The following is a 26,935-nucleotide window of genomic DNA, read 5'->3' on the forward strand; positions in this document are numbered from 1 at the left end:
ATCTCCTAATAATTATGTATATAATGAGTTCTACATATTTTATATCGAAATACTTTTCATTTTTTGTGTCTCAAAATGAGTGATTTTAGTTGATTTCACATTTTGTTCACATAAAATGACCAATTTATTACATAATGGTTTTTGTTATTATAAACAAAAAACAATTACTTGCATTTTCTCTAATGCAAGTAATTGTTTATTATTATAATGATTTTCACTTGTGGCGGTTACAAGGAAAAAAACTTGTCCCTCTTACCTATTCGCTATTTATTTTGAATCTCAATTAACTCAGATTCGATAATATATCGATTAGGTGCACTACCTAACATATTAAATGGATGACACGTAACTAAGGTGAGGATTGGTTTATCTTTTGTGACGATGACCTTTGTATCCTCTTTGGGTGTTATCCACATTTTCCGTACCTGATAGACAAAGTAATGGTTGTTATAGTCAATAATTAATCGATCTCCAACTTTTAGTTCGCCCATTCCTTTAAACTTCGTATCACGATGACCAGATAAAACAACATGTCCAGTCTCCCCTGGTTTTACCGTTTTATCGTTAGTCTTCGGATCGTTATCCTCTATATAACTCCCGACTCCTTTTTTTAGAGAGTCGGAGTCTGCTCCATATACAACCTCGAGATTCTTTTTAAGACGAGGGACAATTAAGGTGCCGATCATGTCTCCCCTGTTATGTGTAAGAGCCGACGGAATCCCTTTCGCAAGAGCTGGTTGTGGGGATGTATCGTCTCCCTTTTTATCAACCTTGCTTATCGTAACATCATCATAAGGCACAGAAGAAGCACTTTCACTCCACCAATTGTATGCGTTCCATCCCAGAACAACAGTCCCTGCTATGATTAATAGCCAAGATAATATTCGAATCATGACCACTCCCTCATTTCTATGTGGTTATTTCTATGGTATGTAGTTTGATAACGATTGTCTAGTGACAGAAAAAAGCATACCCACTTAGGCATGCTTTTTTTATTAAGAATTACTGTTGTTTTTGTTTGCGACGACGAGCTACGAAGAAGAGACCTGCTCCCACCATCAGAATAGCCGCACCTGCAATGGTAGCGATTGGATAGCTGGTAGCTGTTTTTGGTAGCTGACCACCTTCTGCCTTTTCGACAGCTTTTTTCGCTTGTTCTTTTGTAACTGGTTTACTAATTGGTGTAGGCTTTACAGGGGTAGGAGTTTTGGTGCCAGTACCAGTATTCGTACCTGTACTAGGTGTTCCGCCCTTAGGAACATCAACTTGGACAACTGTACATGTTTCTTTCTCTTTCCCATCCACAATACCCTTGAAAGTGAGGAGTACATAGTAAGTACCTGGCTTCAAATCTTTAAAGGTAAACTTCTCGGAAACGTCACCTTTTACTCTTGTACCATTAACAAGGTCTTTATCGTTAAACTCACGCGTTTTGCTTACGAAAGCAATCCATTGGCCTTTGCCCTCTTTTGCATCTTTGATTTTAGCATTTAGTGTAAGAGTGCTGTCGTTCACTTCTGTTTTGACAGAGATTACTGGAATATCAGCTGGTGATTCATCTTTTCCGTTCCCTTTTACAGGAGTTCCGGTGGTAGTTCCTTCAAATTGAACTTCCAAACATGCGAGTTCATCGATAGCTGCTAGTTTTGCTTCCACTTTTGGATCGGTGAGGTTGAATTCATAAGAAGCCCCACCTTGTGCAGAGATGATTACCTGACCACCAACAAGCAATGTCCAAGTACCTCTTGCTTCTTTTACTCCTTTCAATTGTGCTTTGATCCCTTTTTCAGTGTCTGTAAGATCGATCTCTAATTCTTTTTGTGCTGTGTTTTTGGCAGGTTTGTTATTTTTTTCATTAGCTGGAGGAGTAGTAGTGTTAGCTTTACCATCCTTTTTGTTGTCTGTGGCTTTAGAGTCCGTTTTCCCATCCACTTTTTTATCAACTGGCTTTTGCTCGGTGGAGACCGGAGCAGTTGGATTAGCAGGCTTTGTTTCGTTAGCTGCTACAACTCCTTGAAAAGCAGTTACGGAAAGTGCTAGCGTTGCAAGTACTGCGAATGGTTTTGTCATACGTTTCATGAATGGTCATCTCCTATGTGCTATCAAATAAAAAAGCTTACATAGTATATATCGAAATGATTTTATTTTTTAGTGTCTAAAAACAATTAAATTAAATGGAATTCATTTTTTATTCACATTTAAAGTAAAAAGCATACCCACGTTAGGTATGCTTTTTACTCAAGAAAAGATTATTGTTGTTTTTGTTTACGACGACGAGCTACGAAGAAGAGACCTGCACCCACCATCAGAACTGCTACACCCGCAACAGTAGCGATTGGATAGCTAGTAGCGGTTTTTGGTAGCTTACCACCTTTTGCATCTTCAACCACTTTTTTCGTTTCTTGTTTTGTGACAGGTTTTTTAACTGGAGTAGCTTCTACTACAGTGTCCTTATCAGAACCAGTTTTGCCTTCTTTTTTGACAACAACTTTTACGATTTCGCCGATTTGCTTCTCTTTACCGTCAACAGTACCTTCAAAGAATACTCCCATATAGTAAGTACCAGGTTTTAGATCTTTGAAGGTAAACTTACTTGAGAGACCACCGTTTTCAATCACATCAGCATCAACAACATTCTTTTCGTTAAGTTCCCCGCTCTTAAAGAATTCCAGATTTGTGCGTACTACAGCAACCCAATCACCTTTTGCTTTTTTAGCACCATCAATTTTGGAAGTTACAGTAAGAGTACCATTTTTTACAGAGGTTTTTGTATCAATTTCGTTTTTCAAATCATTCTTAATCTGTGCTTTGATGGCTGTTCCATTAGCAGTTCCTTCGAACTGGATTACGCCATAAGTGGCATCAGCATCAACGAGTTTCTTTGTAACTTCTGGATTTGCGAAGTTGAACTCAAAAGAAGTTCCACCTTGTCCAGAGATAATTTCTGTTTTACCGTTAGCAAGAAACTTCCAAGTACCTTTTGCTTCTTTAACGTCCTTGAGTTCTGCTTTTAGAACTGCTTCCGTTTGAGTTACTACGATTTCCACTTGTTTTACTTCTTTTTTATCAGCTACTTTGCCTTTATCAGCGGCTGGAGTAGTAGTTGATTTGCCGTCAGTTGCTTTTTTATCTTCGACTTTCGTTTCTACTTTTTTGTCTTCGACTTTCGTTTCAGTTTTACCATCCACTTTTTTATCAGCCGGTTTTTGCTCAGTAGTAGCAGGAGCAGTCGGGGTAGTAGCCGGTTTTGTTTCGTCGTGAGCCGCTACAACTCCTTGGAAAGCGGTTACAGATAGTGCTAGTGTCGCAAGTACTGCGAATGGTTTAGTCATGCGTGCCATGATTCAATCATCTCCTATATAACAAAAATAATTAGTTCTACATTGTATATCGTAATAATCTTCATTTTTGTGTCCTGAATGAGAGCAATTTTGTTAATTTCACATTTTGTCCACTTTTGTGTGATAAATTTGTCCAAAAGGTAACGGTGGTGTTTAAAATGTATTATCTTATAAAATTATGTAAAGTACTGTTTTGGATCTGTTTGCCTTATATGATGTTGTGTGTATATTGGAGTGATCTTTCTAAGAAACAACGAGTAATGGCTAGTGTGTATACATTCTTGGGTCTTATGATTGTATTAGATTTCAATGGAAGGATACATATTCGTTCAGTGATTTGAACTAGTTGCAAGATGATAGGATAATATAGCAGGATTTCCCATATGTTTTGCGGTATTGGTATGAGTGAATATATATGAAAATGAGGCTAGCTGTTGGTAGTGGAATGTGAGAGAAAGGGGAGAGAGAGCGGGTGTATCTAGCGGAACATAAAGCGCTCTCTATATAGAAAATGACTAAATCTCAAGAATTAACCCAAACTTGTTCTAACTTAGATAGCGTTGCTTTGTTCTGGCAACAAGGGGTTCGGAACTCTCTTTCTCGTGATTTCTTTAAGAAAATAGAGAAATGGTGTTTGTTCTATATTCAAGTAGATTCACCTATCCAAGGAGAACAGATAGAGGTGGATTGGGAGAAGCTTCTGAAAAGCTACTTTGCAGATCCAGATTTATCTCTGGTAGAAGTTGCCTATGAACAGTGGATTGTGATTCAGCCAGACCATGAATCAGAACAGAGTGACCGTACAACCGAACGGAATGAGCTACTTTCTAAGGCACGAGGGCTTCTCGAAAGGGTGCGATCTGAGGTAGGTGGAGAAGCACGAATCATTGTGGGCGAAAAGGTAGTGTCGTCCGAAACGTTGTTTGAAGAGATGGATCGAATGAAACGGGCAGAGAGAATGTCATATAAGATTGATCCAGATCAAGCGATTGTCACAACATGGAATACTTTTTTATATGAACTGATTCAAAGTCTTCAGGTACATCAACTAGACCAAGTTTGTGCTGTGATTCCGACTACTCCCTTATGGAGTGATGGAGAGATGATGAAGACGATTCAGTGCTTTCTGGAAGAAGACCTAAATGTGAGTGAAACGGCTCGTAAACTATATATTCATCGAAATACGTTACTCTATCGCCTAGAAAAGATTCGCGAAGAGATTGGCTATGACTTACGTGTTTTTGATGAAGCGATGATGGTGAAGTTGATGCAGTTTATACTACGTCGAAAAGCAGATGTTGCCCGTTAGGTGCTCATCTGCGTTGTTTTTTTTATGGCCTCGATAGAGTAGAATAGAAGCTACTACAAAGCGGAAAAGGGGTTTGCGGACCACATGACCAAGGTAGCTCTTGAACATATTTATAAACAATATCCTTCAGTTAATGAACCAACGATTAAAGATTTTCATCTTGAGATTCAAGATAAGGAATTTCTCGTAATAGTGGGTCCATCGGGCTGTGGGAAGTCGACGGCTCTACGTATGATAGCTGGATTAGAAGAAGTTTCTGGCGGAACTATATCGATTGATGATCGTGTTATGAATCAGGTAGAGCCTAAAGACCGGAATATCGCAATGGTGTTTCAAAACCATGCTCTCTATCCACATATGACGGTGTATGAAAATATAGCATTTGGTTTAAAAATGAAGAAAATGGATGGAAAAGAGATAGATCAACGAGTGCGTAATGCGGCGAAGATGTTAGGTATGGAATCCTATCTAGATCAGAGACCTAAGACACTCTCAGGAGGGCAACAGCAGCGTGTGGCTTTAGGTCGTGCTATGGTACGTGAACCAGAGCTATTTTTGTTGGACGAGCCTCTTTCGAATCTGGATGCAACATTGCGAGTACATATGCGAACGGAGATTAGAAAGCTACATCAACGTTTGGGGACTACGACGATCTATGTGACGCACGATCAAACAGAGGCGATGACGATGGGGGATCGTATTGTGGTGATGAAGGAAGGTGTCATTCAACAAGTAGCTACACCCAACGAACTATATCACCATCCGGCAAATGTCTTTGTAGCCAGATTTATTGGCTCACCAACGAATGTAATAGATGGACTTCTTTCAGAAGAGGATGGGTTACTTTTCTTCGTAACAGAAGGTGCGAAATGGGAAATCCCAGTTGAGAAGGCAAGTACTCTACGGGAAAAAGGATATATCGGAAGGAACGTTATCTGTGGAATCCGCCCCGAGGCATTGCGGGATGAACCGGAAACGACAAGCCGACCGAACCTGTTTACGGCAGAGATTGAGATGGCGGAAAATACAGGTTCTGAGATGTACCTTTATCTAAAAGGCGTGGGTTCAGATAGGATGACAGCTCGTGTAAAGGCACGGTCTGAATATCGTTTAGGTTCTCAGTTGACACTATCAGTAAATATGGATCAAGCTTATATTTTCGATAAAGAAACCGAAGAAGCGGTTGTATAAATCAAAATAGCAGGCGACTGATCAATGGATCGGTCGCTTGCTACGCAGAAAGGACTCATTTCATATGTTGAAAACGGTGTCCGTCCGTAAATTGCAGCAACATTTCCAGTTGGAAATTGTTTGTGGTGAGGAACAATTGGATCGAAATATTACCGTAAGTGACTTGTATCGTCCTGGGCTGGAGTTGTCTGGCTTTTTTACTTATCACCCAATTGAACGTTTGCAGATTTTAGGGAAGACGGAGTTAACCTTTATCGAAAGTCTACCACCTGATGTCAGGAAGCAACGTTTTGAACGGTTTTGCCATCCTTTTCTCCCTTGTATCTGTGTAACGAGAAATATAGAGATACCGGAGGAGTTAATCGATATTGCCAAGCGCCACCGGGTTCCGCTCTTGCGAACTGGACTTGCAACGACTCGCTTTTCTAGTAAAGTAACCAACTATCTTGAAAAAGTACTAGCGCCTACTACGACGGTTCATGGGGTTTTAGTAGATATATATGGTGAGGGAGTCCTTATCATGGGGGATAGTGGAATTGGGAAGAGTGAGACAGCCCTGGAACTGGTAAAGAGGGGCCATCGGCTTGTGGCAGATGATGCAGTGGAGATCAAACAGGCTGAGGAGAATATGCTGATCGGCAGTGCGCCGGAGTTGATCAGGCATCTTCTTGAAATTCGCGGTCTAGGGATCATTAATGTTATGACACTTTTTGGTGCAGGTGCGGTCCGGAATAAAAAGCGCCTCTCTTTTGTTATTCAACTAGAGACATGGCAAGCAAATAGGCAGTATGACCGTCTGGGCTTAGATGAGGAACGAATGAAAATTATCGATACCAACGTACCGCTTCTAACGGTCCCGGTTCGTCCCGGACGGAACTTAGCAGTCATTATTGAAGTAGCTGCTATGAATATGAGATTAAGGCAAATGGGGTATGATGCTGCTCAGCAGTTTGTCCAAAAGCTAGGTGAAACCATCGATGATCAGGATCCCGATGTGGATGATTATGATTGATCGTAAGCTTCTGATGAAAACAATATAATATCCAAAGATTTTCAGGTAAAATGGTTTTATGACACATAACGTTCGTGATTCGGTAAGGAGGAATATGGATTCATGCTATCTTCATATTTTGCGGCAATCAATCCAGTTGCATTGGAATTGGGGCCTCTGAAAATCCATTGGTATGGAATTATTATGGGTTCTGCTGTGCTATTGGGATTGTTGCTTGCTGTTCGAGAAGGGAAACGCCGTGGTGTAAAAGAAGATGATCTCATTGATTTGGTATTCTGGGTCATTCCTGCGGCGATTATTGGAGCTCGGTTGTATTATGTTTTATTTGAATGGAGCTATTATAAAGATCATCCAAGTGAGATTATTGCGATTTGGAACGGTGGTTTAGCCATTCACGGCGGGCTGATCGGAGCGATTGTAGTAGGGTACTGGTATGTGAAGCGTAAAAATGTAGCATTCCTAAAGGTAGCCGATATTATTGCCCCTAGTATTATTTTAGGACAAGCTATCGGGCGATGGGGGAACTTTTTGAATCAGGAAGCCCATGGCGGAGAGGTAGGTAGAGCTTTCTTAGAGCATTTGCATCTTCCACGTTTCATCATTGACCAAATGCAGATAAATGGAACCTATTATCATCCTACCTTTTTATACGAATCGCTTTGGAATTTAGCTGGCTTTGTTCTTCTTCTCTTCATGCGTCGCTGGAATCCAAAACGCGGTGAGATCTTCTTTACATATTTTGCTTGGTATTCGTTGGGACGCTTCTTTATCGAAGGGCTACGTACAGATAGTTTAACTTTTACAGGTCCGGGCTGGTTAGAGAGTATTTTAAATGCGCTTTGGTCCCCGATGAAAGTGGTCTTTAAAGCAGGAGCGATGGACTCTGGCAACATCCGTGTGGCACAGCTCATTAGTTTGCTGTTGATGCTTGGCGCTATCTTTATGATTATATGGCGTCGTGCGAAAGGTATAGCTAAAGAATCGTACCAAGATCGAGATCCAGAACCAAAACTGGAACCAGAACAATCGATAGAAGGTTAACTGAAACCCTCTCTCTACTCGGGAGAGGGATTTTCTATAAGGGGTTTAGATTGTGAGGAATACAAAGAGATATCCAGTAACGGGTAGCAATTCATTATGGCAACAATACGATACAATCTCCTTCTGGAAAGTATTTCGCCAAACGGTTGTGATCTTAATCGCCCGATATATGCCGTTTTTGAGCATCAAGAATGGACTTTACCGGCTAGTTGGAATGAAAGTAGGAGACCAGACAGCTGTAGCTTTTTTTGTGATGATGGATTTATTCTATCCAGAGATGATTCATATCGGAAGAAACTCGATCATTGGCTACAATACGACCATTCTTACACATGAATATTTGATTGATGAATACCGTCTAGGCGAGGTACACATTGGCGATAACGTCATGATCGGTGCCAATGTAACCATCTTGCCTGGGGTAACCATTGGCGACGGAGCAGTTGTTGGGGCGGGCACAGTGGTAACCGGTGATGTTCCACCCTACACATTTGTGGCGGGGAATCCGATGAGGGAGATAAAGAAAGTGGATGTCTCTAAATAGAAACATCCACACCGACTGCATCTTCTACCGATGCAAATCCATCTCTTTCGAGCAGTTGTACCAGCCCTTGATTAATCTGCTTCACAACAGCAGGTCCTTGGTAAATCATGCCTGTGTAAATTTGAACTAGACTGGCACCCGCGCGGATTTTGGCGTATGCATCTTCAGCGGTAAAGATTCCGCCGACGCCAATGATAGGTAGTTTCCCTTGTGTGATGCGGTATATTTGCGAGATCCATTGGGTAGAACGACTGGTCAGTGGGCGTCCGCTCAAACCACCTGTTTCATGACTGGATACTTGATTCTGAAGCCCTTCTCGCGATAAGGTAGTGTTGGTTGCGATCATTCCGTCGATCTTTGTATGTAAAACGATTTCTATGACTTCGATTAGCTGTTCCTCTGTTAGATCAGGGGCGATCTTTAGGAAAATAGGCTTTTTCACTTGATGGGATTGGATGCAGTGGTCTCTTGTCTGTAAGATATCCGTTAGCAATCTCTCAAGTGCTTTTGCCTCTTGTAGATCACGTAATCCCTGTGTATTAGGAGAGCTGATATTAATTACGAAGTAGTCTCCATATAGATATAATGTTTGAAGGCAGATCGTATAGTCTTGACTAGCCTGTTCATTGGGAGTGTTTTTGTTTTTTCCGAGATTGATTCCGATCGGGATTGTAGGACGAGGAAGGGTCTGAAAAGAATGAACCGCATCTTCTACCCCGTGGTTATTGAAGCCCATTCGATTGATAATCGCTTGGTCTTCAGGTAAACGGAACAAACGAGGACGATCGTTTCCAGATTGAGGGCGTGGGGTAAGGGTCCCTACTTCTACAAAGCCGAAGCCCAAGTGTGCCAAAGCAGGATACACATTGGCATGTTTATCAAAACCTGCGGCTAGTCCCACTGGATTCGAAAATGATAATCCAACTACTTGTGACGATAGAGAAGAATGCTTTACTTCCCAATTTTGTTGGATGGTTTTAGCTAGGTAAGGCATTCGTTGAAGGATTTGTAAGGATCGAACGGTCCATTCATGTGCTGCTTCAGGATCCATGCGAAATAAGACTTTTTTCATGATTGGGTACATATTGGGGTATCCTCTCCTTACATCATACAAAAGCCTCTCGTGCATGATTGGTCACAAGAGGCTTTTAGTCTGATTTGTGCGTTGGTTAATCTCATTGTACATGATTTTGCTAGAAAAAACGCCTGCTTTTTTCTTTCGACACGAAATTTCACAGGAGGCGCAGAATATGAAGATCTATTTTGCCACAATGAACGAATCTAAATTACATGAAGCGAGGCAAGTCCTAGAGCCGATAGGATATCAGGTTTTGGGTCTAGAAGTGAATTACATAGAGCCAGATGAAGGAACTGTACAAGAAATTGCGATGCAAAAGTTAGAGCAAGTTTTGCAAGTTCATCCTGAATTGCAACGAGTCATGGTAGATGATGCGGGGATCTTTTTTCAAGCATATCCCTTATTCCCTGGTGTTTTAGCGAAGAGGGTCTTTCAGCGGATCGGATACCGCGGCATTGAAAAGTTATTAGCGGATGAAGATCGTAGTGCTCAGTTTGAAGGAGCGATTGCGTTATATTGGCATGGTCAGAAGAAGATATTTTCCGGTATGACCAAAGGAACCATTATCGAAGGAATCCCTGCTATCGATTCGCTAACCAATGTAGGATTCCCTTATGATCCCCTTTTTGTGCCTGAGGGTGGAAATCAAGTGTTGGCCGATATGGATATCGAAAAACGATTATCCTTTTCGTATAGACGAAAAGTGCTTGATAAAATGGCTCTTTGGATGAAAAAGAATGTAAGGGATTAAGTGGATTTGGTTACGAGAGGAGTTTGGTGAAATGATCGCTGTCTTGGATTACGGTGCAAATAAGGTAGATGGACTATTACAAGTTTTGGATCATTTAGGGCGTTCGTATGTGGTTGCGACAGAAGCGGCAGATGTTCGTATGGCAACGGGAATCATTTTGACTGGGGATGGCACTTTTGGTGAGGGAATGGCTGGTTTAGCTAGTTCGGGGTTAGATCATGTAGTGAAGGATGAGTTTTTTTCAGGAAAGCCTATTTTAGGTATTAATTTAGGAATGCAGCTCTTTTTTACCAGTAGTGACGAGGGTGGTTACCATCAAGGATTAAACCTATTACCTGGCCATGTACAGAAATTAGAAGGGGACGATGCGATTCACAAGGGATGGAATTGGCTAAAATTTAAATATCCACATCGGCTATACAAAGGCATTGAAGAAAGTAAGGTTTATTTTTCCCACTCATACATAGTAGATGCGGAAAATGAAGATGATGTAGTCGGCTATGCCAACTATCTTGAGTCTATTCCTGCTGTGGTGTCACGAGGAAATTTGGTAGGGATGCAATTTCATCCTGAAAGAAGTGGTGCTTATGGAACAAAGCTTTTAGATCAATTTTTGACACAGGTATTGTATCGAGGTAATGGACAAGAGAAGTAGCTTGTCAAAATAAAGGTAGATCCAATCGAGAGATTGGATCTACCTTTATTTAGCGGAGGAGCATCGTTGCGATATCTTGATAAAAAATCGTCACATTGGTAAGTCCAAACAATCCAATGGTCAGAAACAGGATCGTTACGATCTGAGAATGTTGTTTTGATAATCCAGTGATCTTTTGTAGTCCTGAGATGAGCCAGATTGCATACCAAATGGTAAATAGAGAGAGATAGCTTAATAGAGAAGATAGCAAACCTCCTGGGAGGTCTGGAAACAGTACACCCAAGCTGGTAACAGGGGCTTTGATAGGATGCCCGGCCAGCCGATTCACTAAAAAATCGGCGATAAGGGATAATGTGGTTAAGAGATATAAGTGAGCGGAAAAAGCATAGAGTTGTCTAAAGGTTGCCTTTCCTTGGTACGCTTTCACAAGTAGGAAAAGGACAAGGGAATTTAACAAACACATTACCCACGGAATCATGAATCCTGCGAAGCCGTAAGAGAAGCCTATGAATACATTCGCTTGGTCTTTTATTTCTGGAGGAAATGCTTGTCCTTGGAGTCTTTCAATATTGGCAATGGCTTCAGGGCTTGAACCGATCGTTTCTCCCACATAATAGAACGTCATCGACACGACGAAACTGAGCAAGAGAAGAGAGAGAAAGAAACGGGGTTGCTCCCGAATCAAACGAAACTCTCTAATCGGATTCGTAAATAGTCCAAAGAGAGATGGCTTCATACGCTCGAATTGTTTTAACATTTTTCATCACCTATTTTTAATCTGGAACCGTTCTAGTTTATAATAGGAGTAATTAACTCATAATGACTGATCTCATCCAAAGGGGCTGCTTGTCCATATGAAGAATGTGAAAATCTTTACTGGTTCCTCTAATCCTACACTAGCACAAAACATTTGTACATATTTGGGGATACCGCTGGGAGAGGCTCGAATTAGCCGTTTTAAAAGCGGAGAAATTTATGTTCATTATGAAGAAGGAGTCCGTAATTGTCATGTTTTCCTTATTCAGACAATGGGTGCTCCTGTTCATGAAAACCTAATGGAGCTTTTGATCATGGCGGATGCTGCACATCGAGCATCTGCGAAAAGTGTGACAGCAGTTGTTCCCTATTACCCTTATGCCCGTCAAGAGAAAAAAGATGCACCGCGTGAGCCGATTACGGCTAAAATGGTTGCTGATATTTTGAAAACAGTAGGAGTGGACCGCGTTGTAACAGTCGATCTACACGCACCTGCCATCCAAGGATTTTTTGATATCCCAGTGGATCATTTGACCGCGTTAGACTACATTACAGAATATCTAAAAGAAAAAGATATCAAAAATCCAGTTGTCGTATCTCCAGATGCAGGGCGAGCGAAAATGGCTGAGAAATTAGCCTCCTATCTAGACGCACCGTTCGCCATCATGTTGAAAAAGCGACCTTCCCATAACTCAGCTAAAATTACTCATATTATCGGAGATGTCCAAGGATACACTCCGATCATTATTGAAGATATTATCGATACAGGTGGAACGATTGTGAGTGTAGTAGAGGGGCTTATGGAAAAGGGAGCCAATCCTGCTTACATTTGTGCCACACACCCACTCTTTTCTGCAAATGCTCTGGAGCGCCTTAATCATCCAGGGATTCACGAAGTAGTGGTGACAGATAGCATTCCTTTTACACCAAACAGTGACAAGTATAAAACGATCCCGATTGCTCCTTTATTAGCACAGGCCATTCATATTATTATCTCAGGTGGCTCGATCAGTACCCTGTTTCGCTCAGAGTCTGGTGTGTAAATTAGGGAGAATGTGGTATACTTGCCCAAGCTACCAAACCACCAGCTTTTGTGGTTGAATCATGCTGGTTGGAGGAAAATGATGAAAAGACAAGTAGAATTTGATCATACGAGCAAGAAAGTAGTAAGCATGAATTTAGATGCCAGCTTCTTTTTTGAGCGCGCTTTAAAAATGTTAGATCGACGGCAGTATGAAAAGGCTCTAAAATATTTCCGCTATGCTACCGAAAAAGACCCTACGAATCCAGTTAACCACTGTAATCTAGCGGGGCTTCTTTCGGAGATGGGTAAATTTCAAGAGTCTAACGATATATTGGAGTGTGTAGTCCGTGAAATAGATCCAAATCTCACTGAATGTTGGTTTTATCTAGCGAATAATGCTACCAATATGGAGGATTTCGAGCTAGCTGAGGACTACTTATTAGAGTACCTTGGACGAGATCCAGAGGGTGAGTTTGCGGAGGAAGCAGAAGAGCTTCTTCTCCTGATTTCCTATGAGTTAGGACGTCCAGCTAAAGAAGTGGTTCCGCTTTTTGCGGAGGCATATATCCAAAAGCACGAGTCAGCGAGGCAACTCCTAGAGACAGGCATGTTTGTTCAAGCAACCGAGATGTTAAACGAGATCTTAGAGGAACATGCTGATTTTCTACCTGCACGAAATAACCTAGCATTAGCTTATTACTATATGGGCCAGATGGACTCAGCCTTTCGTACAGTCTCGGAAGTGTTAGAGATTGAGGAAGATAACATCCACGCTCTTTGTAATCTAGCTGTTCTATGTAGCCATATAGGGAAAACCAAAGAGTACGGACAATTGATTGAGATGTTACGTAATTTGATCCCTCTGCAAAAGGATCAAGCATACAAACTAGCAACCACAATGGGGATTCTAGGAGAGCATGAAGTAGCGTATGAATTGTTTATCCGGATTGCTCGTTTAGAAGATCGCCCAGATGCCGCACTCTATCATGCTGCGGCGATTGCTTCCTATCGTGTTGGAAAGCTAGACCGTGCTCGTTCGTATTGGCATAAAGCAAAACAATTGGCTCCTGATTCCGAGGTTCCGTCCTTCTTTTTAAATGCCTTGGACGGGGAAGATCCTAGCTTGCATTATGCGAGTTACCAAATGCAGCTTCCTTTTGAAGAACAGCTATTGCGTACCCCTATTACGGATACCAAACAGCTACAGCAGCAGGTAAAAGAAAGCCCTCTGATTCGTTCTAGTCTGTTATGGGGCTTAGAGCATGGGGAAGAAGATACAAAGATGCAAGTGATTTACGCATTGGGACTGATTGAAGATGATGAATCAGAGAGGGCTCTTCGATCATTCTTGATGTGTCCAGATGAGCCGGATTGGTTAAAAGAGATTGCGATCTTGCAAATCCGTAAAATGAATCCAGATGATTCCTTGTCCGTTATCCTCCAAGGAAGTGTGCGGTCCGATCATCAGAACGAAGAGTCAGATCTATCTGGGCAAGTATGGAAGATTTGCTTGCCCCATTTGAAGGAAGTTGGAGAGCCGATCGTCATGGCGATGGAGAATTTTTGGCGGACGTGGTCTGTTCAGCCAAAATCGCAGATCATTCTCCAATCAGCTCGTAAATTAGAAGTATGGGCGGCGGCATTAGAGTATTGGGTCTCGAACCAACTAGATCGCCCGCTTTCCAAAACAAATGTGGCTCAAAAATATGGAATCTCCCCTTCATCTATCACTAAGGCGATGAAGGAGTTTGACAAATATCCGATAATCTAAACGGGGGTTTTATCATGAAACAACTTCAAACAAACACATTTCCTGAGTTTATTACAGCGGGTCGCAAAGTGGTTGAATTTAGTGCAGATTGGTGTATTGATTGTAAACGAATTCTGCCCGATCTTCCAGAGATTGAGAGTACGTTTTCATCTACATTTGATTTTGCCATGATTGATGTAGATGAGTCACAATCAGTGGCACAGCAGTTTCAGGTAAAAGGAATCCCTACCTTTATTGTCTTTGAAAATGGGAAAGAAGTGGGACGACTTCCATCTCGCAACGCAAAGACAAAAGAGCAAGTAGTTACCTTTTTACGAGAGTTGGAATAATCAGACCCTCTCTTGTCCAAAGATAGATGCAGATGCTTTCTCTGCATCTTTTTTGTATACTTAACAACAAAGGGGGATGACCATGCCAAGCAATGAACTACATTTAGTTGTCATTACAGGTATGTCCGGTGCTGGGAAGACGGTTGCGGTACAGAGTCTTGAAGATCTAGGCTATTTTTGTATCGATAACCTTCCCCCTATCTTGTTGTCCAAGTTTGCTGAACTCTTAGAGCAGACCAATGGAGGACTCCAGAAGGTTGCACTGGTGATTGACTTACGAGGACGTGAATTTTTTAGTGCCTTAGTTGAATCATTGGAAGCATTAAAGGAATCAAAAGGTGTAAACTATCAAATCTTATTTCTCGAAGCAAATGATGAAACGCTCGTTCGTCGATATAAATTAACGCGTCGTACTCATCCACTGGCCCCTGAGGGTACGGTTTTAGATGGGATTCTTCAAGAGCGAGAGTTACTATGCGATCTTCGAGGTCGATCTCATCAAATCATTGATACAAGTAACTTGAAGCCCACTGAATTAAAGGAAAAAATCGTTCATACGTATTCAGAACAACATAATTCAGGATTAAATCTTAGCTTTATGTCATTTGGTTTTAAGCACGGGATTCCCCTAGATGCGGATCTTGTATTCGATGTTCGTTTTGTCCCAAATCCGTATTATGTGGAGTCCATGCGGCTTTTGACAGGGAAGCAAAAAGAAGTTGCCGATTATGTGATGAAATGGGAAGAAACCAATCGCTTCTTAAACCAACTAAAAGAGATGCTGACGTTTTTACTTCCTAAGTACGAAAAAGAAGGAAAGAGACAGCTCGTTGTCGGGATTGGATGTACGGGTGGTCAGCATCGCTCCGTAGCAATGGCAGAAGCTCTTTACGAGGATTTTAAAGAGAATGAGCGTTGCCAAGTGCTCCATCGTGATATAGAGAAAGGCGGCTTCTAAATTGTCATCCAAAAGACCGAAAGTCGTGTGCATGGGTGGTGGGACGGGGCTCTCGGTCATATTGCGTGGTCTAAAGAAATTCCCTGTTGATATTACAGCGATCGTGACAGTGGCTGATGATGGAGGAAGCTCTGGTCGCCTGCGCACGGATCTTCAAATGCCTCCACCTGGTGATATTCGAAATGTACTAATCTCTCTTGCTGATACAGAGCCTTTATTAGAAAGTGTATTTCAGTATCGTTTTCAAACAGGAGATGGACTGGCGGGGCATACATTGGGCAATTTGATGCTCGCCGCGATGAAGGAGATAACGGGGGATTTTACGACAGCCGTAAAGGAACTAAGTAGAGTGTTTTCTGTCCGTGGTAGGGTTCTCCCTGCTAGTGTTCAAGATGTTACTCTATGTGCTGAGATGACAGATGGAACGGTTGTCAAAGGGGAATCACAGATTCCAAACATCGAAAAAACCATTCGGCGAGTCTATCTCGAACCCGCCTCCCCTCTTGCTTTAGACGAAGCGATTGAAGCAATCTTAGAAGCGGATGGTGTGGTAATAGGACCAGGCAGTCTTTATACAAGTATCCTTCCTAATCTACTAGTAAAAGATATGGCGACAACGATTCGAAAGTCTTCAGCGCTGAAAATTTATATCTGCAATATCATGACACAGTTAGGGGAAACAGATGGTTTTCATGCCAGCGATCATATTCGTGCCATCTATGACCATGTGGGTGAATCGTTCTTTGATATTGCCATTTTAAATAATGAGGTTCCCCCTACTGTGATTCAGCAACAATACGCTAATCAAAATCAAACCATGGTATTGCCAGATTTAGAGCTAGTTTACCAATTAGGATGCCAACCGCTGGCTGATAATCTATTGTTATATCGCTCTGTTTTGCGTCACGATGCAGAGCGTATTAGCCGCCACATCCTGCGTTTGATTCATGAGCGCATGGGGTGATAAGAGCTAATGGGAAGGAATAACTATGTCATTTACCTCCGAAACCAAAAAAGAACTGACACAGGTTGAGTCTGAGATCTGTTGTAAACGCGCGGAATTATCAGCGTTAGTCCGGATGAATGGTACGATTCATCTCAAACCTAGGCATCTGGTAATGGACATGGTCACAGAAAACCCTTCTACTGCACGCTATATGTTTACTTTGGTCAAAAGTATTTATCATCTTCAGCCGGAAGTGTTGGTTCAACGAAAAGTTCGTTTAAAGAAGAATAATGTCTACTTAGTTCGGGTAACAGAGCGTGCCCAAGAAATCCTAGCAGACTTACAGATTTTGAGACCGAATACATGGGAGAGAATCGAAGGGATTTCGCCAGCTCTCTTTGTAGATCCATGCTGCAAGCGTGCCTATCTTCGAGGAGCCTTTCTAGCATGTGGTTCTGTAAATAGCCCAGATAGTGCATCCTATCATCTAGAGGTTATCTCAACGTATTACCAACATAGTTTAGCTTTATGTGAACTAATGAATGAGTTTCAACTTCATGCTAAATTAATTGAGCGGAAAAAGGGTTATGTTGTGTATATTAAAGAAGGGGACAAGATTGGCGAGTTTTTAAATGTCATCGGGGCCCACCCATCCCTGCTCCATTTTGAGAATATCCGAATATTGAAGGACATGCGGAACTCGGTTAACCGACTTGTGAATTGTGAAACCGCTAACTTAAACAAAACGATATTAGCGGCGATGAGACAGAAGGAAAATATAGAGCTGATAGAGCGAGAGATGGGACTTGACCAACTGCCTGATCGACTTCGAGAGATCGCAGAGGCTCGTCTTCAATATCCTGAAGTAAATCTTACAGAACTAGGACAGCTTTTACCTAAGCCAGTAAGTAAATCAGCTGTCAATCACCGTCTCCGCAAATTGGATGAAATCGCCCAGCAATTAAAAGATGATTAAAGGATAAAGGGAGGAAAAGAAAAAATGGCTGTTGAGAAAAAAGTAATGGTTCAACTTGAAACCGGCTTACATGCGCGCCCTGCGGCTTACTTTGTTCAAGAAGCAAATAAGTATGCTTCTCAAGTATTTATCGAAAAAGAAGGTCGTAAAGTAAATGCCAAAAGCATCATGGGTGTGATGAGCTTAGCTGTTGCCAAGGGGACAGAGATTGTGATCAGTGCCGAGGGGATCGATGAAGAGAAAGCAGTGGAAGCGCTTGCCACGATCGTCATGAAGACGGAATAGATTAGTCAAAAAGAAGAACCCAAGCACGATTGTGTACAAGGGTTCTTTTTGGATTTAGGTTTGATTGGTCGAAGTGATCACTTTGTCGATCAATCCATAGTCTAGCGCTTCATGTGCAGACATAAAATTATCGCGATCGGTGTCTCTTTCGATCTTTTTGAGAGGCTGACCTGTAAACTCAGCAAGTTTATGGTTCAGTTGGTCACGCATTTTGAGGATTCGGCGTGCTCGAATTTCGATATCACTCGCTTGACCTTGTGCGCCACCAAGTGGTTGATGAATCATCACTTCACTATTTGGGAGAGCATATCGTTTTCCCTTTGCCCCAGCAGAAAGCAAGAAAGCCCCCATGGATGCTGCCATACCAATACAGATCGTTGATACATCAGGCTTTACAAACTGCATCGTATCATAGATCGCCATACCAGCCGTAATGGAACCACCAGGTGAATTGATATACAAGTGAATATCTTTGTCTGGATCATCCGCTTGCAAGAAAAGTAACTGTGCTACGATCGCGTTCGCTACTTGGTCATCCACTTGACTGCCTAGTAGGATAATGCGGTCTTTTAGCAAACGAGAATATATGTCGTAAGAGCGCTCTCCACGAGATGTCTGTTCCACAACAATCGGTACTAAATTCATCCGAAGCCACTCCTTATGTAAAGAAAATATTGGATTTCAATACTTATATCATAACCTAAAGGTCAAAAAAGGTCAAATGAAATCAAGAAAAAAATGTAATACTCATTTCGGTTGTATATGGAGGACTTTATGAAGAAATGGACGATTCGAGTTACGCTCACATTTGCTGTTTTATTGATGATTGCGTATGCACTATTTCAACTATCTAAGTCTAGAACTTATCAACTATTTGGAGAGTTAACCAATCGAGTTGATACCAATGAAAAAGTGGTAGCCCTCACCTTAGATGACGGACCAACCGAGAAGACCGACGAAGTGTTAAAAGTTCTGAAAGAGGCAGATGTGAAAGCTACTTTTTTTGTGACAGGAGCAGAGTTAAAACAACACCCAGAAGAAGGTAAAAAGATCGCTCAAGCAGGTCATGAATTAGGAAATCATTCATACTCACACACTCGAATGGTATTAAAATCACCTAGCTTTATTAAGGATGAAATTGAGAAAACTGATCAACTCATTCGAGATACAGGTTACCAAAAGGAGATCCTATTTAGACCTCCAAATGGGAAAAAGCTGGTATTTCTACCGTATTATCTAAGCCAACATAACCGGAAAACGATTATGTGGGATATTGAACCAGATTCCTATGAAGATATCGGTTCAAATTCCGATAAAATCGTCCAACATGTAAAAGAGAATGTAAAGTCGGGATCGATTATCCTCCTGCATGTTATGTATAAGAACAGAGAGGAATCACTGAAATCGATAAAAGGAGTTGTAGAGTCTCTGCGGGAGCAAGGTTACACATTTAGGACAGTCTCCGAACTACTCACTGAGAAAAAGTAATATGAATGGATAACAAAAGCACCACCTAGCTAACTTGAATTAGTTAATTAGGTGGTGCTTTTGGTTTTAGAATAGGATGATCTTCACCCTAAATTAATACTGTGGTTTTTCACGAAACCATAGTGTAGCAATCCATTTTTCTCCATCGACTACTGGTTGCCCTGCATGCATCGCACGGTCATTTGGAACATTGGTTCCTCTTATACAGTTTTCAAAGAATAGAAGATTACCTTCGCGAGGAGCAATTTTGAAATCTAGGTAATCAAAAGAAGTTTCTCCCCCTGCTTGAACATCGTTTAGATAGAGGATTGCTGTAAACATCCGTTGCCCACCTGAGTCTACTTGATTCTTTCCATATTCATTATGGACATTATAAGTATCATGATGAAAATGGAACTGTCCTCCAGGCTGGTATGTTGCTACTTGCAACGGTTCTGCATGATTGAGTTGCTGATTTACAAGAACGGCAACACGTACACATACATTGGAGAAAATGGGATCAAGGTGATGATGGAGCCAAGTATAATCCGATGTACGCTCTGGTCCATGACCATACGATTGAGCGGGAATAATGCATTGCTTTGCAATCTCAATAATATGTTTACATTCGTCTGGAGTGATAACTTGTTCATAAAAGGACACCAAAGGATCGTCGTGTAGAACGGTCGGATTTGTAATCAATCCTGTCAATAAAATCGCCTCCACACATGATTTTTACCTACACTAATAATAAGTAGTATTCGATCGATGTAAATTTCATTCGGTGTTTGTAAGAAGGTCGAAACAAGAATGTACCTTCTAATTTGTAGGATTTGTAGAATGTGTAGGATTAATAGGTTTTTTAGGCCCAGTAGGCTCCATCTCTTCCGATCCTTCTTGATGGCCATTTCCTGGGTTAGGCTTTTCTTGATTTTCATCCTCATCCTCTGAGTCTGTTTTTTTATTATCTGATTTACTTGTATTTTGATCAGGTGGACTATCTGGTTGTTTCTTCTCCCTTTCAGGCGATGGTGCTTTCAATTTTTGAAGAGTCAACTCTTTCTCTACAACTACTGGGATAACGGATGTATCCTTTGATTTAGCAATAATCTTATAGGTAAACTTCTGATTTGAACTATTTGGATCCACAGGTGCAAATGTATCTTTGAGTGAATCTGCGGCACCCTCTGTGACAAGTAGATATTTACCTTTTGAATCCACTCTCTCTACTCTATAAGTGACATTGGAGTCACGGGAACCACCGATAATGTTGATCTTGATCTCTCTACTGGTTCCTTCTGACGAGATGGAAATGTCGAAATTCTGCAACTTCATGGGGGCGATAGGTTCCGGGACATCTGCCGGCTTTTCAAAGCGATGTTTATCACTATTTTTCACCACTTTCGCCATGATCTTACCCCACATTTCAGCAACGGAGTCACCGGTAACTTTGGTATCCCCCTGCTTCCCGTCTTTAGGTTCATTAAAGACTACAGCAGATGCTACGTAATCCGGTGTAAATCCGACAAACCAACCTGATCGCTTATTCGGAGTGGTTCCTGTTTTACCTGCTACTTCAAATCCCGGTATTTTCGCACCCTTATCAGGTCCTTTAGGATTTTCGACTACTCCTTTTAACATTCGAGTCATATAGTATGAAGTCTTAGTAGAGAGTACTTGATGAGCATTACTCTGATTTGGTTCAATCTCCTGATTAGGCAATGGTTCTATTTTGTTTTGTTTGTTATCTTTTACTTCGAGAATGGTATATACTTTCATAAGTTTCCCGTTATTAGGAAATACAGAATAAGCTTGTGCCATTTGTACGGGAGAATAACCTTTGAATAAATCCCCTGTAACAATGGCAGATGGTGACTCTAAATCTTTTTTTTCAAGAGATAATTGGAATGTATCTTGCAAGAACTTAACGCCTCGGTTTACTGTAATTTCGTTTTCGAAAAGCCGAGTAGCAACATAACCAGATGAATTAGCTACTACTTCGGCAAGTGGAGTGGTCCCAACAGGAGTATATTCATTTGTATCCTTATGGAATTCTAGATAAGGGCTATAAACAGCAAGAGGCATAATGGAGGAACCGGGTTGTTGTTTCGTTACCCCCCAGTTTAGACCTCCCGGTATGTAGTCCTTCCCACTTGATAAAGCGAGAATGTGTCCCGTATTACGATCCATTACCATGAAGCTACTATTTAAATCACTGCTTGTTCCTGTCTTAGAGTCGCCCTCAAAATGAGTGTTCTTTATCTCATTTTCTATCGTTTTATCTATTTCTGGATCAATTGCAATTTTAATCTCATATGCGTTTGTACGTAGGTCTTCTTTCGTGATGCCATATCGTTCTTTTAATTCAGTCCGCACTAAATCAATATAAGCTCCATGGCTCTTTATTTTAAATTCATTTAGGAAGGTATTTTGTTCATCCTTCGCTATTTGAAGTGGTTTTTCAGTAGCTATCTCCGCCTCTTTCATCGAGATGACGGCTGGCGTGTCTTCGCTATTGGTCATTTTCTTCTGTAGAATCCAATCGCGTCTTTCCTTGGCATTTGTCTTTTGTTCTTCGTTTCCCTTCGGATTAAGCCGAGTAGGGTTGTTAGGAATTGCTACAAGCAAAGCAACTTCTTCGTCTGTTAAGGGTGTCTTGATTAAGTCTTTACCAAAGTAGAATTTCGAAGCCGCCTGCACTCCTTGGATGGTCGGACCAAAGTCAATATAGTTTAGATACGCTTCTAATACTCCTTCATGTTTGTGCGTATCAATTAACTTTTGAGCGGATACGATTTCATTCACCTTCCGTTGTAAGGTTTTTTGCTTCGTGTCTAGTACCATGTTCCGGGCCACCTGCATCGGAATGGTTCCCCCACCCCCCGAACGGCCCTTCAAATTATCGAAGACAGCTCGCGTAAGACCCCAAAAATCGACCCCATCATGTTTCCAAAAGCGTTGATCTTCTACTTTAATCAAGGTAGCAGGTAGTTTTGGATTTACCTTCATAAGATCATCTAGTTTGACGGGCTCAATCTTTTGTGTACCAATCTTCGTTATGGTATTACCATTTCGATCCGCTAGAGTTGAAGGAGAGTCCGGCTTTTGAAGTTCTGCGTTTGCATTCTCTGGTACTTTCGAAATAAGGTATGACAAATAAATCGAACCACTTAGAATAGGAAGGCATATTAGAGCTAATAGAATCTTCCAATTCACATATTTCTTCCATTTTTGCTTACTACGGCTTCCGTCACTATGTTTCTCTTTTCGCTTAGAACGCGAAAGATGTTTGGAGCGAGAAGGGAGAGAAGCATGTGTTGCCAACTTCCTTGTCTGCACTTGCTTGATAGTGGCCAATATCTTTGGTTTCTTCATACGTCGTCGCAGCTCCTTAACCCAACATCTAGTACTCAAGAAATGATGGAGTTTTTCCCGTTTTCTGGTTAAGAAAAGAAAAAGATTCTTGTTGATCTGATCTGATTATTCTCTATGATTTCATTTTGAAGAATATTTTAGAGTAAGGAGATAAAGATTAGGTCAAGATGGAATCGATTTTAAGTAAAGATTCTGGTGGTGGTCGGATTGACCATTTCTAGACAAAAAATACGCCTCCTAGTGTGAATTTCGATGCAATAAGCACGAAACACATTAGAAGGCGTATTGGGTCACTAAGCGATTACCATCACGACGGACAACTATTCTCTTGTCATGCCAAATATGCAAAGGAGGAGATAATAAAGTTTATTCTGATTGATTTTGCACATAATCAATGGCAGATTGAACTGTTGAAATCTTTTCCGCTTCTTCATCTGGAATCTCAATATCAAACTCTTCTTCCATTGCCATTACCAATTCCACAGTGTCTAACGAATCTGCACCTAAATCGTCTACAAAGGAGGCCGAATTTGTAACTTCTTCTTCTTTGACTCCTAGTTGTTCCACAATGATTTTTTTGACACGCTCTTCAATAGTAGACATTGGATCACCTCAAAGTAGTAATATTATTATCTGATTATACTAATTATATTCTACGAAAAGAGAGAGAAACCCTTTGTGTAGATGAACGAAAGACGGAACCTTACTTATAAGGAATCCGTCTTTTTTTCGTTATCCTCCAAAAGCCCCCTCTGATAGGGCTGGGACTAGTGGGTAGTGGTTGCGTAATAAGGAATGAGTATTGTTTGCAATTCCGTTTGCAATTCGCATTTTCTTCACAAGAAAAAACACCCTCAAGCATGATAGCACCAAGCGTGCCAACATGTTTGAGGGTATTCTATTCTACGCGCCTACCAGGATTCGAACCTGGGCGCTTGGTTCCGGAGACCAACGCTCTATCCCCTGAGCTATAGGCGCACATCAAATCAAGTGAAATTATACCATATGTATCTATCAGTAAACAAGGTATTTTCGTTTGTTTACAGGAGATCGCTTGGTTGTTAACTTTTGATACATACGAGTAAGTCCCCTTTATGATAAGATGACTATAATGAAAGTATCGTTTGTTTTGTCTGAAGTCTGAATGATTCCATTGCTATGTAATTTGAATACAAATATATCACGAATTTATCTGTGGCTCGGAGGTGGAGAATTGGCTCTTGAACTTGGGTTTCATTTACAGCAAGAACAGCGATTACAATTGACGATGACCCCTGAACTGCGTCAATCCATTCAACTCCTTCAATACTCGGCTTCTGAATTAGCGTTGTATATTCATGAACAAATACAGGAAAATCCGCTTACTTCTCTAAAAGAAAAACCAAAGAATGAGGAATCGGTAGGTCTTTTCGGAGTTCGTTACACGTCTAAAAAGCAACGTTACGATCATCATAGTCAGGAACTGTATCAGGTCGAAGCGTGTCCATCTCTCATACAAGAACTAGAGGAGCAGATTCGATTGCTTCCTTTAACTGCTTTGGAGCGAGATACTTGTCTGTTTCTGATACATTCACTTGATGAACGTGGGATGATCGATTCCCTTTCCATTGAAGAATGTAAGCGCTTACAAAATGCTGAATCACTTGTTTCCCGCGCGTTACATACGATCCAGTCCTTAGATCCGGCGGGAGTAGGGGCCAGAAGCGTCTCTGAGTGTCTAGAGCTTCAGCTCCGGAGAATGAAGGCGACTAAACTTGCTTGTCAATTAGTTTATCACTTGGTCGAATTGGCGGAACAGAAGTACCAAGAGCTCTCTATACGGTATCAATGCACAGTGGACGATATCGAATCCGCAGTAAACGAAATTAAACGGTGCAATCCTAGGCCTGTAGCTAATTATGGTACGGAATCCCCACGATACATTGAACCTGATATTCGGGTTCATTGGGAGCAAGAGGATTATACCGTTCAGCTAAATGAGCGGTTGATTCCGCAGTTTGAGATTCATTCCGGATACGATGAAGCCACTTATCATCTAATGGATGATTCGTCTAAAGAATATGTACGGAGTTCAATTCAACGTGCGATCTGGTTAAACAAAGCGATTGAACAGCGCCGGAAAACCATTTTATCGGTGACTCAAACCGTAATCGAACATCAACGGACCTTTTTTGAGAAGGGAGAATCCTACCTTCGCCCTCTTAACTTACGCGAAATAGCTGAGGAAATTGGTGTGCACGAATCAACAGTGAGTCGTGTCACGCAAAACAAGTTTATCGAAACACACAGAGGTGTCTTCCCATTTCGTTACTTCTTCCCCAATGGGATTACGAATCAGTACGGAGTTGAGATGACAACAACGAAAGTAAAAAATCAAATAGTCGAACTGATCACAGGTGAAAATCCAACCCAACCCCTATCCGATCAACTCATTTCCAATCTACTCGGACAAACCGGCATTGTCATCTCCCGCCGAACCGTTGCTAAATACCGCGAAGAGTTGAGAATTCCTTCTTCGACTAAGAGGCGTAGGGTTTAGAGAAGGTGTGTAGATAAGAAATATATTAGGCGATGTATCTGCCTATGTACTCACCAACTGATTAATAGAAATTAGGTTCAGAGGGAAGGGAGAGTCTGTTTGATACTTGCGATTTTAGCGATCCTACTTAGCGTAGCAATCCGTAATCCGTAGTGAGGGCGTTTTTGGTGCAACATGTCCCCGCGTACTTTGCGAGTTTTGCACCTGCCCGAACGGAGGATGGCGAAGCGGACGTCCCCACTTCTCTGCTGGATCGGTATTTGAGCAGGTATTGAACAGATCATCGATCACCCAATAGCTAATCAATAAACCTACTATCTCAAACCACACATACTTATTCCAGACCAGACCCCAGTTGCAAACGTTTCCAAAAAAAGAAACAAAAAAACCCTTTGCATTCAACAGACTTTCCGCTAAAATAAAGGAGAAAAGCTTGGATCTATTTTTTTGCTCTATGTGGGACTTAATTTGTATAATAGGGACATAATAAGTCCCTTGGAGGAAAAAACATGCGAACTCTTTTAACTCTTCAAAGTCAGTTATGTCCCGATTTACTTTCTGTCATGCATAAGAGATATACGGTTCTAAGACGAATCTATTATCTTCAGCCAGTTGGGAGACGTTCCCTTACCTCATCTCTCCAGATGACTGAACGAATTCTTCGCTCAGAGGTTGATTTTTTGCGTGAGCAAGGGTTGGTGAACATCGCTCAAGCAGGGATGACATTAACAGAGCAAGGGTTGGAGGTTTTGCAGAAACTCCAGCCATTTATAGAAGAGTATCTGGGCTACTCACAGCTTTCCGAGGAATTAAAAGAACGACTCAATATCCAAGAAGTTTGGATTGTTCCAGGAGACTCAGAGCATGATGAGTGGGCGAAGAAAGAATTGGCACGTGCTGGAGCTCAATTGATTAAATCCTGGGTCCAAGAGGATCAGGTGGTAGCAGTAGCAGGTGGATCAACCATGCAAGCTGTCGCGGAATCGATGAGTCCGACCCCAATTTTCAAGCGGACTACCTTTGTACCAGCGCGCGGGGGAGTAGGCGATGCAGTGGAACATGAAGCCAACTACATTGCTTCCCGCATGGCAAAGAACTCAGGTGGTCGCTATCGGATGTTGCACGTGCCGGACCAGATTAGTGAAGAGGCATACCAGCTACTAACTCAAGAAACACAGATTTCGGATGTGCTTCACATGATCCAAGAAGCCAGCGTGTTAGTTTATAGTATTGGAGATGCTAAAACGATGGCAGGTCGGAGAAAATATGGTCGTGAGTTTATGCAACTACTTGAAGAAAAACAAGCGGTTGGAGAGAGCTTCGGATATTATTTCGATCGAAACGGCACCATTGTTCATCGTACGAAGACAGCAGGATTACGTCTTCGCGACCTCCCGAAAGTGGGTCGTAAGATTGCTGTAGCAGGTGGGGCTAGTAAAGCGGAAGCGATCGCAGCGATTTGTTCCGTATTTCCACAAGATACATTGGTTACAGACGAAGCTGCGGCGCGCAAAATTTTATCTCAAAATTACCCGCTATGAAAATAAATAAGACAAAACTTACCGGGTCATACTACACAAGAGGAAA

At 41.6% G+C, this 26,935-nt stretch carries 26 protein-coding genes and 1 tRNA gene; 17 read left to right on the forward strand and 10 right to left on the reverse strand.

Translation table 11 applies throughout. The features are described 5' to 3' along the window. Positions 1-263: 263 nt before the first annotated feature. The 3 genes from srtD to J2Z48_RS00480 all read right to left on the reverse strand — a co-directional run bounded on the left by srtD (position 264) and on the right by J2Z48_RS00480 (position 3,341). Complete coding sequence (srtD, locus tag J2Z48_RS00470; protein WP_307249934.1) at positions 264-893, reverse strand: class D sortase, LPxTATN-specific; 630 nt, start codon at positions 891-893, stop codon at positions 264-266. A gap of 109 nt (positions 894-1,002) precedes the next feature. Then, positions 1,003-2,079: an LPXTG cell wall anchor domain-containing protein gene (locus tag J2Z48_RS00475; protein WP_307249936.1), complete on the reverse strand. Its 1,077-nt coding sequence runs from the start codon at positions 2,077-2,079 to the stop codon at positions 1,003-1,005. A 170-nt stretch (positions 2,080-2,249) separates the two neighbouring features. Then, positions 2,250-3,341 (reverse strand): LPXTG cell wall anchor domain-containing protein, encoded by a 1,092-nt coding sequence (locus tag J2Z48_RS00480; RefSeq protein WP_307249937.1) that lies wholly within the window; start codon positions 3,339-3,341, stop codon positions 2,250-2,252. 511 nt (positions 3,342-3,852) lie between these two features. Here J2Z48_RS00480 and J2Z48_RS00485 point away from each other — a divergent pair. From J2Z48_RS00485 to J2Z48_RS00505, 5 genes are all read left to right on the forward strand, one after another. Then, positions 3,853-4,650 (forward strand): PucR family transcriptional regulator, encoded by a 798-nt coding sequence (locus J2Z48_RS00485; RefSeq protein ID WP_307249939.1) that lies wholly within the window; start codon positions 3,853-3,855, stop codon positions 4,648-4,650. A gap of 84 nt (positions 4,651-4,734) precedes the next feature. Further along, entirely contained in the window at positions 4,735-5,841 is a 1,107-nt protein-coding gene (locus J2Z48_RS00490) for an ABC transporter ATP-binding protein (RefSeq protein WP_307249941.1), read from the forward strand. Positions 5,842-5,905: 64 nt separating this feature from the next. Continuing rightward, positions 5,906-6,853: an HPr(Ser) kinase/phosphatase gene (gene hprK / locus J2Z48_RS00495; RefSeq protein ID WP_307249943.1), complete on the forward strand. Its 948-nt coding sequence runs from the start codon at positions 5,906-5,908 to the stop codon at positions 6,851-6,853. Positions 6,854-6,955: 102 nt separating this feature from the next. Further along, positions 6,956-7,894 carry a prolipoprotein diacylglyceryl transferase gene (lgt, locus tag J2Z48_RS00500; RefSeq protein ID WP_307249944.1) on the forward strand — a complete coding sequence of 313 codons (939 nt, stop codon included), beginning with the start codon at positions 6,956-6,958 and terminating at the stop codon, positions 7,892-7,894. A gap of 52 nt (positions 7,895-7,946) precedes the next feature. Next, the gene (locus tag J2Z48_RS00505) at positions 7,947-8,438 is read left to right on the forward strand and encodes an acyltransferase (RefSeq protein WP_307249946.1); all 492 of its coding nucleotides are present in this window, start codon (positions 7,947-7,949) and stop codon (positions 8,436-8,438) included. On the opposite strand, the gene J2Z48_RS00510 is transcribed toward J2Z48_RS00505, so the two are convergent. Next, complete coding sequence (locus J2Z48_RS00510) at positions 8,431-9,522, reverse strand: quinone-dependent dihydroorotate dehydrogenase (protein ID WP_307249948.1); 1,092 nt, start codon at positions 9,520-9,522, stop codon at positions 8,431-8,433. The two genes, J2Z48_RS00505 and J2Z48_RS00510, sit on opposite strands and share 8 nt — an antisense overlap. Positions 9,523-9,688: 166 nt before the next feature. On the opposite strand from J2Z48_RS00510, the gene J2Z48_RS00515 reads away from it, so the two are divergent. Then, the gene (locus tag J2Z48_RS00515; protein WP_307249950.1) at positions 9,689-10,267 is read left to right on the forward strand and encodes a non-canonical purine NTP pyrophosphatase; all 579 of its coding nucleotides are present in this window, start codon (positions 9,689-9,691) and stop codon (positions 10,265-10,267) included. Positions 10,268-10,298: 31 nt separating this feature from the next. Then, entirely contained in the window at positions 10,299-10,922 is a 624-nt protein-coding gene (gene hisH / locus J2Z48_RS00520) for an imidazole glycerol phosphate synthase subunit HisH (RefSeq protein WP_307249952.1), read from the forward strand. A 49-nt stretch (positions 10,923-10,971) separates the two neighbouring features. Here hisH and yknW read toward each other — a convergent pair whose 3' ends face one another. Beyond that, positions 10,972-11,679, reverse strand: coding sequence for a YknW family membrane protein (gene yknW, locus J2Z48_RS00525; RefSeq protein ID WP_307249954.1), 708 nt, complete (start codon positions 11,677-11,679; stop codon positions 10,972-10,974). 97 nt (positions 11,680-11,776) lie between these two features. Here yknW and J2Z48_RS00530 point away from each other — a divergent pair, with 97 nt between their 5' ends. The 7 genes from J2Z48_RS00530 to J2Z48_RS00560 all read left to right on the forward strand — a co-directional run bounded on the left by J2Z48_RS00530 (position 11,777) and on the right by J2Z48_RS00560 (position 17,967). Further along, the gene (locus J2Z48_RS00530) at positions 11,777-12,721 is read left to right on the forward strand and encodes a ribose-phosphate diphosphokinase (RefSeq protein WP_307249956.1); all 945 of its coding nucleotides are present in this window, start codon (positions 11,777-11,779) and stop codon (positions 12,719-12,721) included. Positions 12,722-12,802: 81 nt separating this feature from the next. After that, entirely contained in the window at positions 12,803-14,473 is a 1,671-nt protein-coding gene (locus J2Z48_RS00535; RefSeq protein WP_307249957.1) for a tetratricopeptide repeat protein, read from the forward strand. A gap of 14 nt (positions 14,474-14,487) precedes the next feature. Then, complete coding sequence (locus J2Z48_RS00540; RefSeq protein ID WP_307249960.1) at positions 14,488-14,802, forward strand: thioredoxin family protein; 315 nt, start codon at positions 14,488-14,490, stop codon at positions 14,800-14,802. A gap of 76 nt (positions 14,803-14,878) precedes the next feature. Then, positions 14,879-15,760, forward strand: coding sequence for an RNase adapter RapZ (gene rapZ, locus J2Z48_RS00545; RefSeq protein ID WP_370872833.1), 882 nt, complete (start codon positions 14,879-14,881; stop codon positions 15,758-15,760). Between the two features lies 1 nt (position 15,761). Beyond that, complete coding sequence (gene mgfK / locus J2Z48_RS00550) at positions 15,762-16,724, forward strand: gluconeogenesis morphogenetic factor MgfK (protein ID WP_503128541.1); 963 nt, start codon at positions 15,762-15,764, stop codon at positions 16,722-16,724. A 25-nt stretch (positions 16,725-16,749) separates the two neighbouring features. After that, positions 16,750-17,682 (forward strand): DNA-binding protein WhiA, encoded by a 933-nt coding sequence (gene whiA, locus J2Z48_RS00555; RefSeq protein WP_307249963.1) that lies wholly within the window; start codon positions 16,750-16,752, stop codon positions 17,680-17,682. Between the two features lie 24 nt (positions 17,683-17,706). After that, positions 17,707-17,967, forward strand: a complete 261-nt coding sequence (locus J2Z48_RS00560) for an HPr family phosphocarrier protein (protein WP_307249964.1) — start codon at positions 17,707-17,709, stop codon at positions 17,965-17,967. A 54-nt stretch (positions 17,968-18,021) separates the two neighbouring features. On the opposite strand, the gene clpP is transcribed toward J2Z48_RS00560, so the two are convergent. Next, positions 18,022-18,612 (reverse strand): ATP-dependent Clp endopeptidase proteolytic subunit ClpP, encoded by a 591-nt coding sequence (gene clpP / locus J2Z48_RS00565; protein WP_307249966.1) that lies wholly within the window; start codon positions 18,610-18,612, stop codon positions 18,022-18,024. Between the two features lie 129 nt (positions 18,613-18,741). Between clpP and J2Z48_RS00570 the strand changes: the two genes are divergently transcribed. Then, positions 18,742-19,455, forward strand: coding sequence for a polysaccharide deacetylase family protein (locus tag J2Z48_RS00570; protein ID WP_307249968.1), 714 nt, complete (start codon positions 18,742-18,744; stop codon positions 19,453-19,455). 93 nt (positions 19,456-19,548) lie between these two features. On the opposite strand, the gene J2Z48_RS00575 is transcribed toward J2Z48_RS00570, so the two are convergent. The 4 genes from J2Z48_RS00575 to J2Z48_RS00590 form a co-directional block, all read right to left on the reverse strand. Further along, the gene (locus J2Z48_RS00575; protein ID WP_307249970.1) at positions 19,549-20,145 is read right to left on the reverse strand and encodes a prolyl hydroxylase family protein; all 597 of its coding nucleotides are present in this window, start codon (positions 20,143-20,145) and stop codon (positions 19,549-19,551) included. A 108-nt stretch (positions 20,146-20,253) separates the two neighbouring features. Then, positions 20,254-22,809: a transglycosylase domain-containing protein gene (locus J2Z48_RS00580; RefSeq protein WP_307249971.1), complete on the reverse strand. Its 2,556-nt coding sequence runs from the start codon at positions 22,807-22,809 to the stop codon at positions 20,254-20,256. Between the two features lie 366 nt (positions 22,810-23,175). Beyond that, positions 23,176-23,412: an acyl carrier protein gene (acpP, locus tag J2Z48_RS00585; protein WP_307249973.1), complete on the reverse strand. Its 237-nt coding sequence runs from the start codon at positions 23,410-23,412 to the stop codon at positions 23,176-23,178. 303 nt (positions 23,413-23,715) lie between these two features. Continuing rightward, positions 23,716-23,787, reverse strand: a tRNA-Arg gene (locus J2Z48_RS00590). Positions 23,788-24,022: 235 nt separating this feature from the next. Here J2Z48_RS00590 and rpoN point away from each other — a divergent pair. Continuing rightward, positions 24,023-25,348, forward strand: coding sequence for an RNA polymerase factor sigma-54 (gene rpoN, locus J2Z48_RS00595; protein ID WP_307249975.1), 1,326 nt, complete (start codon positions 24,023-24,025; stop codon positions 25,346-25,348). Between the two features lie 509 nt (positions 25,349-25,857). After that, positions 25,858-26,889 carry a sugar-binding transcriptional regulator gene (locus J2Z48_RS00600; protein WP_307249977.1) on the forward strand — a complete coding sequence of 344 codons (1,032 nt, stop codon included), beginning with the start codon at positions 25,858-25,860 and terminating at the stop codon, positions 26,887-26,889. The last annotated feature ends 46 nt before the right edge of the window (positions 26,890-26,935 follow it).

Source organism: Croceifilum oryzae, from assembly GCF_030814315.1.
GTDB lineage: Bacteria > Bacillota > Bacilli > Thermoactinomycetales > Thermoactinomycetaceae > Baia > Baia oryzae.

What these genes read in the sequence shown, in the direction of transcription:
- srtD (WP_307249934.1), bottom strand. Translation starts at nt 893, where the DNA reads ATGATTCGAATATTATCTTGGCTATTAATCATAGCAGGGACTGTTGTT.
- J2Z48_RS00475 (WP_307249936.1), bottom strand. Translation starts at nt 2,079, where the DNA reads ATGAAACGTATGACAAAACCATTCGCAGTACTTGCAACGCTAGCACTT.
- J2Z48_RS00480 (WP_307249937.1), bottom strand. Translation starts at nt 3,341, where the DNA reads ATGGCACGCATGACTAAACCATTCGCAGTACTTGCGACACTAGCACTA.
- J2Z48_RS00485 (WP_307249939.1), top strand. Translation starts at nt 3,853, where the DNA reads ATGACTAAATCTCAAGAATTAACCCAAACTTGTTCTAACTTAGATAGC.
- J2Z48_RS00490 (WP_307249941.1), top strand. Translation starts at nt 4,735, where the DNA reads ATGACCAAGGTAGCTCTTGAACATATTTATAAACAATATCCTTCAGTT.
- hprK (WP_307249943.1), top strand. Translation starts at nt 5,906, where the DNA reads ATGTTGAAAACGGTGTCCGTCCGTAAATTGCAGCAACATTTCCAGTTG.
- lgt (WP_307249944.1), top strand. Translation starts at nt 6,956, where the DNA reads ATGCTATCTTCATATTTTGCGGCAATCAATCCAGTTGCATTGGAATTG.
- J2Z48_RS00510 (WP_307249948.1), bottom strand. Translation starts at nt 9,522, where the DNA reads ATGTACCCAATCATGAAAAAAGTCTTATTTCGCATGGATCCTGAAGCA.
- J2Z48_RS00515 (WP_307249950.1), top strand. Translation starts at nt 9,689, where the DNA reads ATGAAGATCTATTTTGCCACAATGAACGAATCTAAATTACATGAAGCG.
- hisH (WP_307249952.1), top strand. Translation starts at nt 10,299, where the DNA reads ATGATCGCTGTCTTGGATTACGGTGCAAATAAGGTAGATGGACTATTA.
- yknW (WP_307249954.1), bottom strand. Translation starts at nt 11,679, where the DNA reads ATGTTAAAACAATTCGAGCGTATGAAGCCATCTCTCTTTGGACTATTT.
- J2Z48_RS00530 (WP_307249956.1), top strand. Translation starts at nt 11,777, where the DNA reads ATGAAGAATGTGAAAATCTTTACTGGTTCCTCTAATCCTACACTAGCA.
- J2Z48_RS00535 (WP_307249957.1), top strand. Translation starts at nt 12,803, where the DNA reads ATGAAAAGACAAGTAGAATTTGATCATACGAGCAAGAAAGTAGTAAGC.
- J2Z48_RS00540 (WP_307249960.1), top strand. Translation starts at nt 14,488, where the DNA reads ATGAAACAACTTCAAACAAACACATTTCCTGAGTTTATTACAGCGGGT.
- rapZ (WP_370872833.1), top strand. Translation starts at nt 14,879, where the DNA reads ATGACCATGCCAAGCAATGAACTACATTTAGTTGTCATTACAGGTATG.
- whiA (WP_307249963.1), top strand. Translation starts at nt 16,750, where the DNA reads ATGTCATTTACCTCCGAAACCAAAAAAGAACTGACACAGGTTGAGTCT.
- J2Z48_RS00560 (WP_307249964.1), top strand. Translation starts at nt 17,707, where the DNA reads ATGGCTGTTGAGAAAAAAGTAATGGTTCAACTTGAAACCGGCTTACAT.
- clpP (WP_307249966.1), bottom strand. Translation starts at nt 18,612, where the DNA reads ATGAATTTAGTACCGATTGTTGTGGAACAGACATCTCGTGGAGAGCGC.
- J2Z48_RS00570 (WP_307249968.1), top strand. Translation starts at nt 18,742, where the DNA reads ATGAAGAAATGGACGATTCGAGTTACGCTCACATTTGCTGTTTTATTG.
- J2Z48_RS00580 (WP_307249971.1), bottom strand. Translation starts at nt 22,809, where the DNA reads ATGAAGAAACCAAAGATATTGGCCACTATCAAGCAAGTGCAGACAAGG.
- acpP (WP_307249973.1), bottom strand. Translation starts at nt 23,412, where the DNA reads ATGTCTACTATTGAAGAGCGTGTCAAAAAAATCATTGTGGAACAACTA.
- J2Z48_RS00600 (WP_307249977.1), top strand. Translation starts at nt 25,858, where the DNA reads ATGCGAACTCTTTTAACTCTTCAAAGTCAGTTATGTCCCGATTTACTT.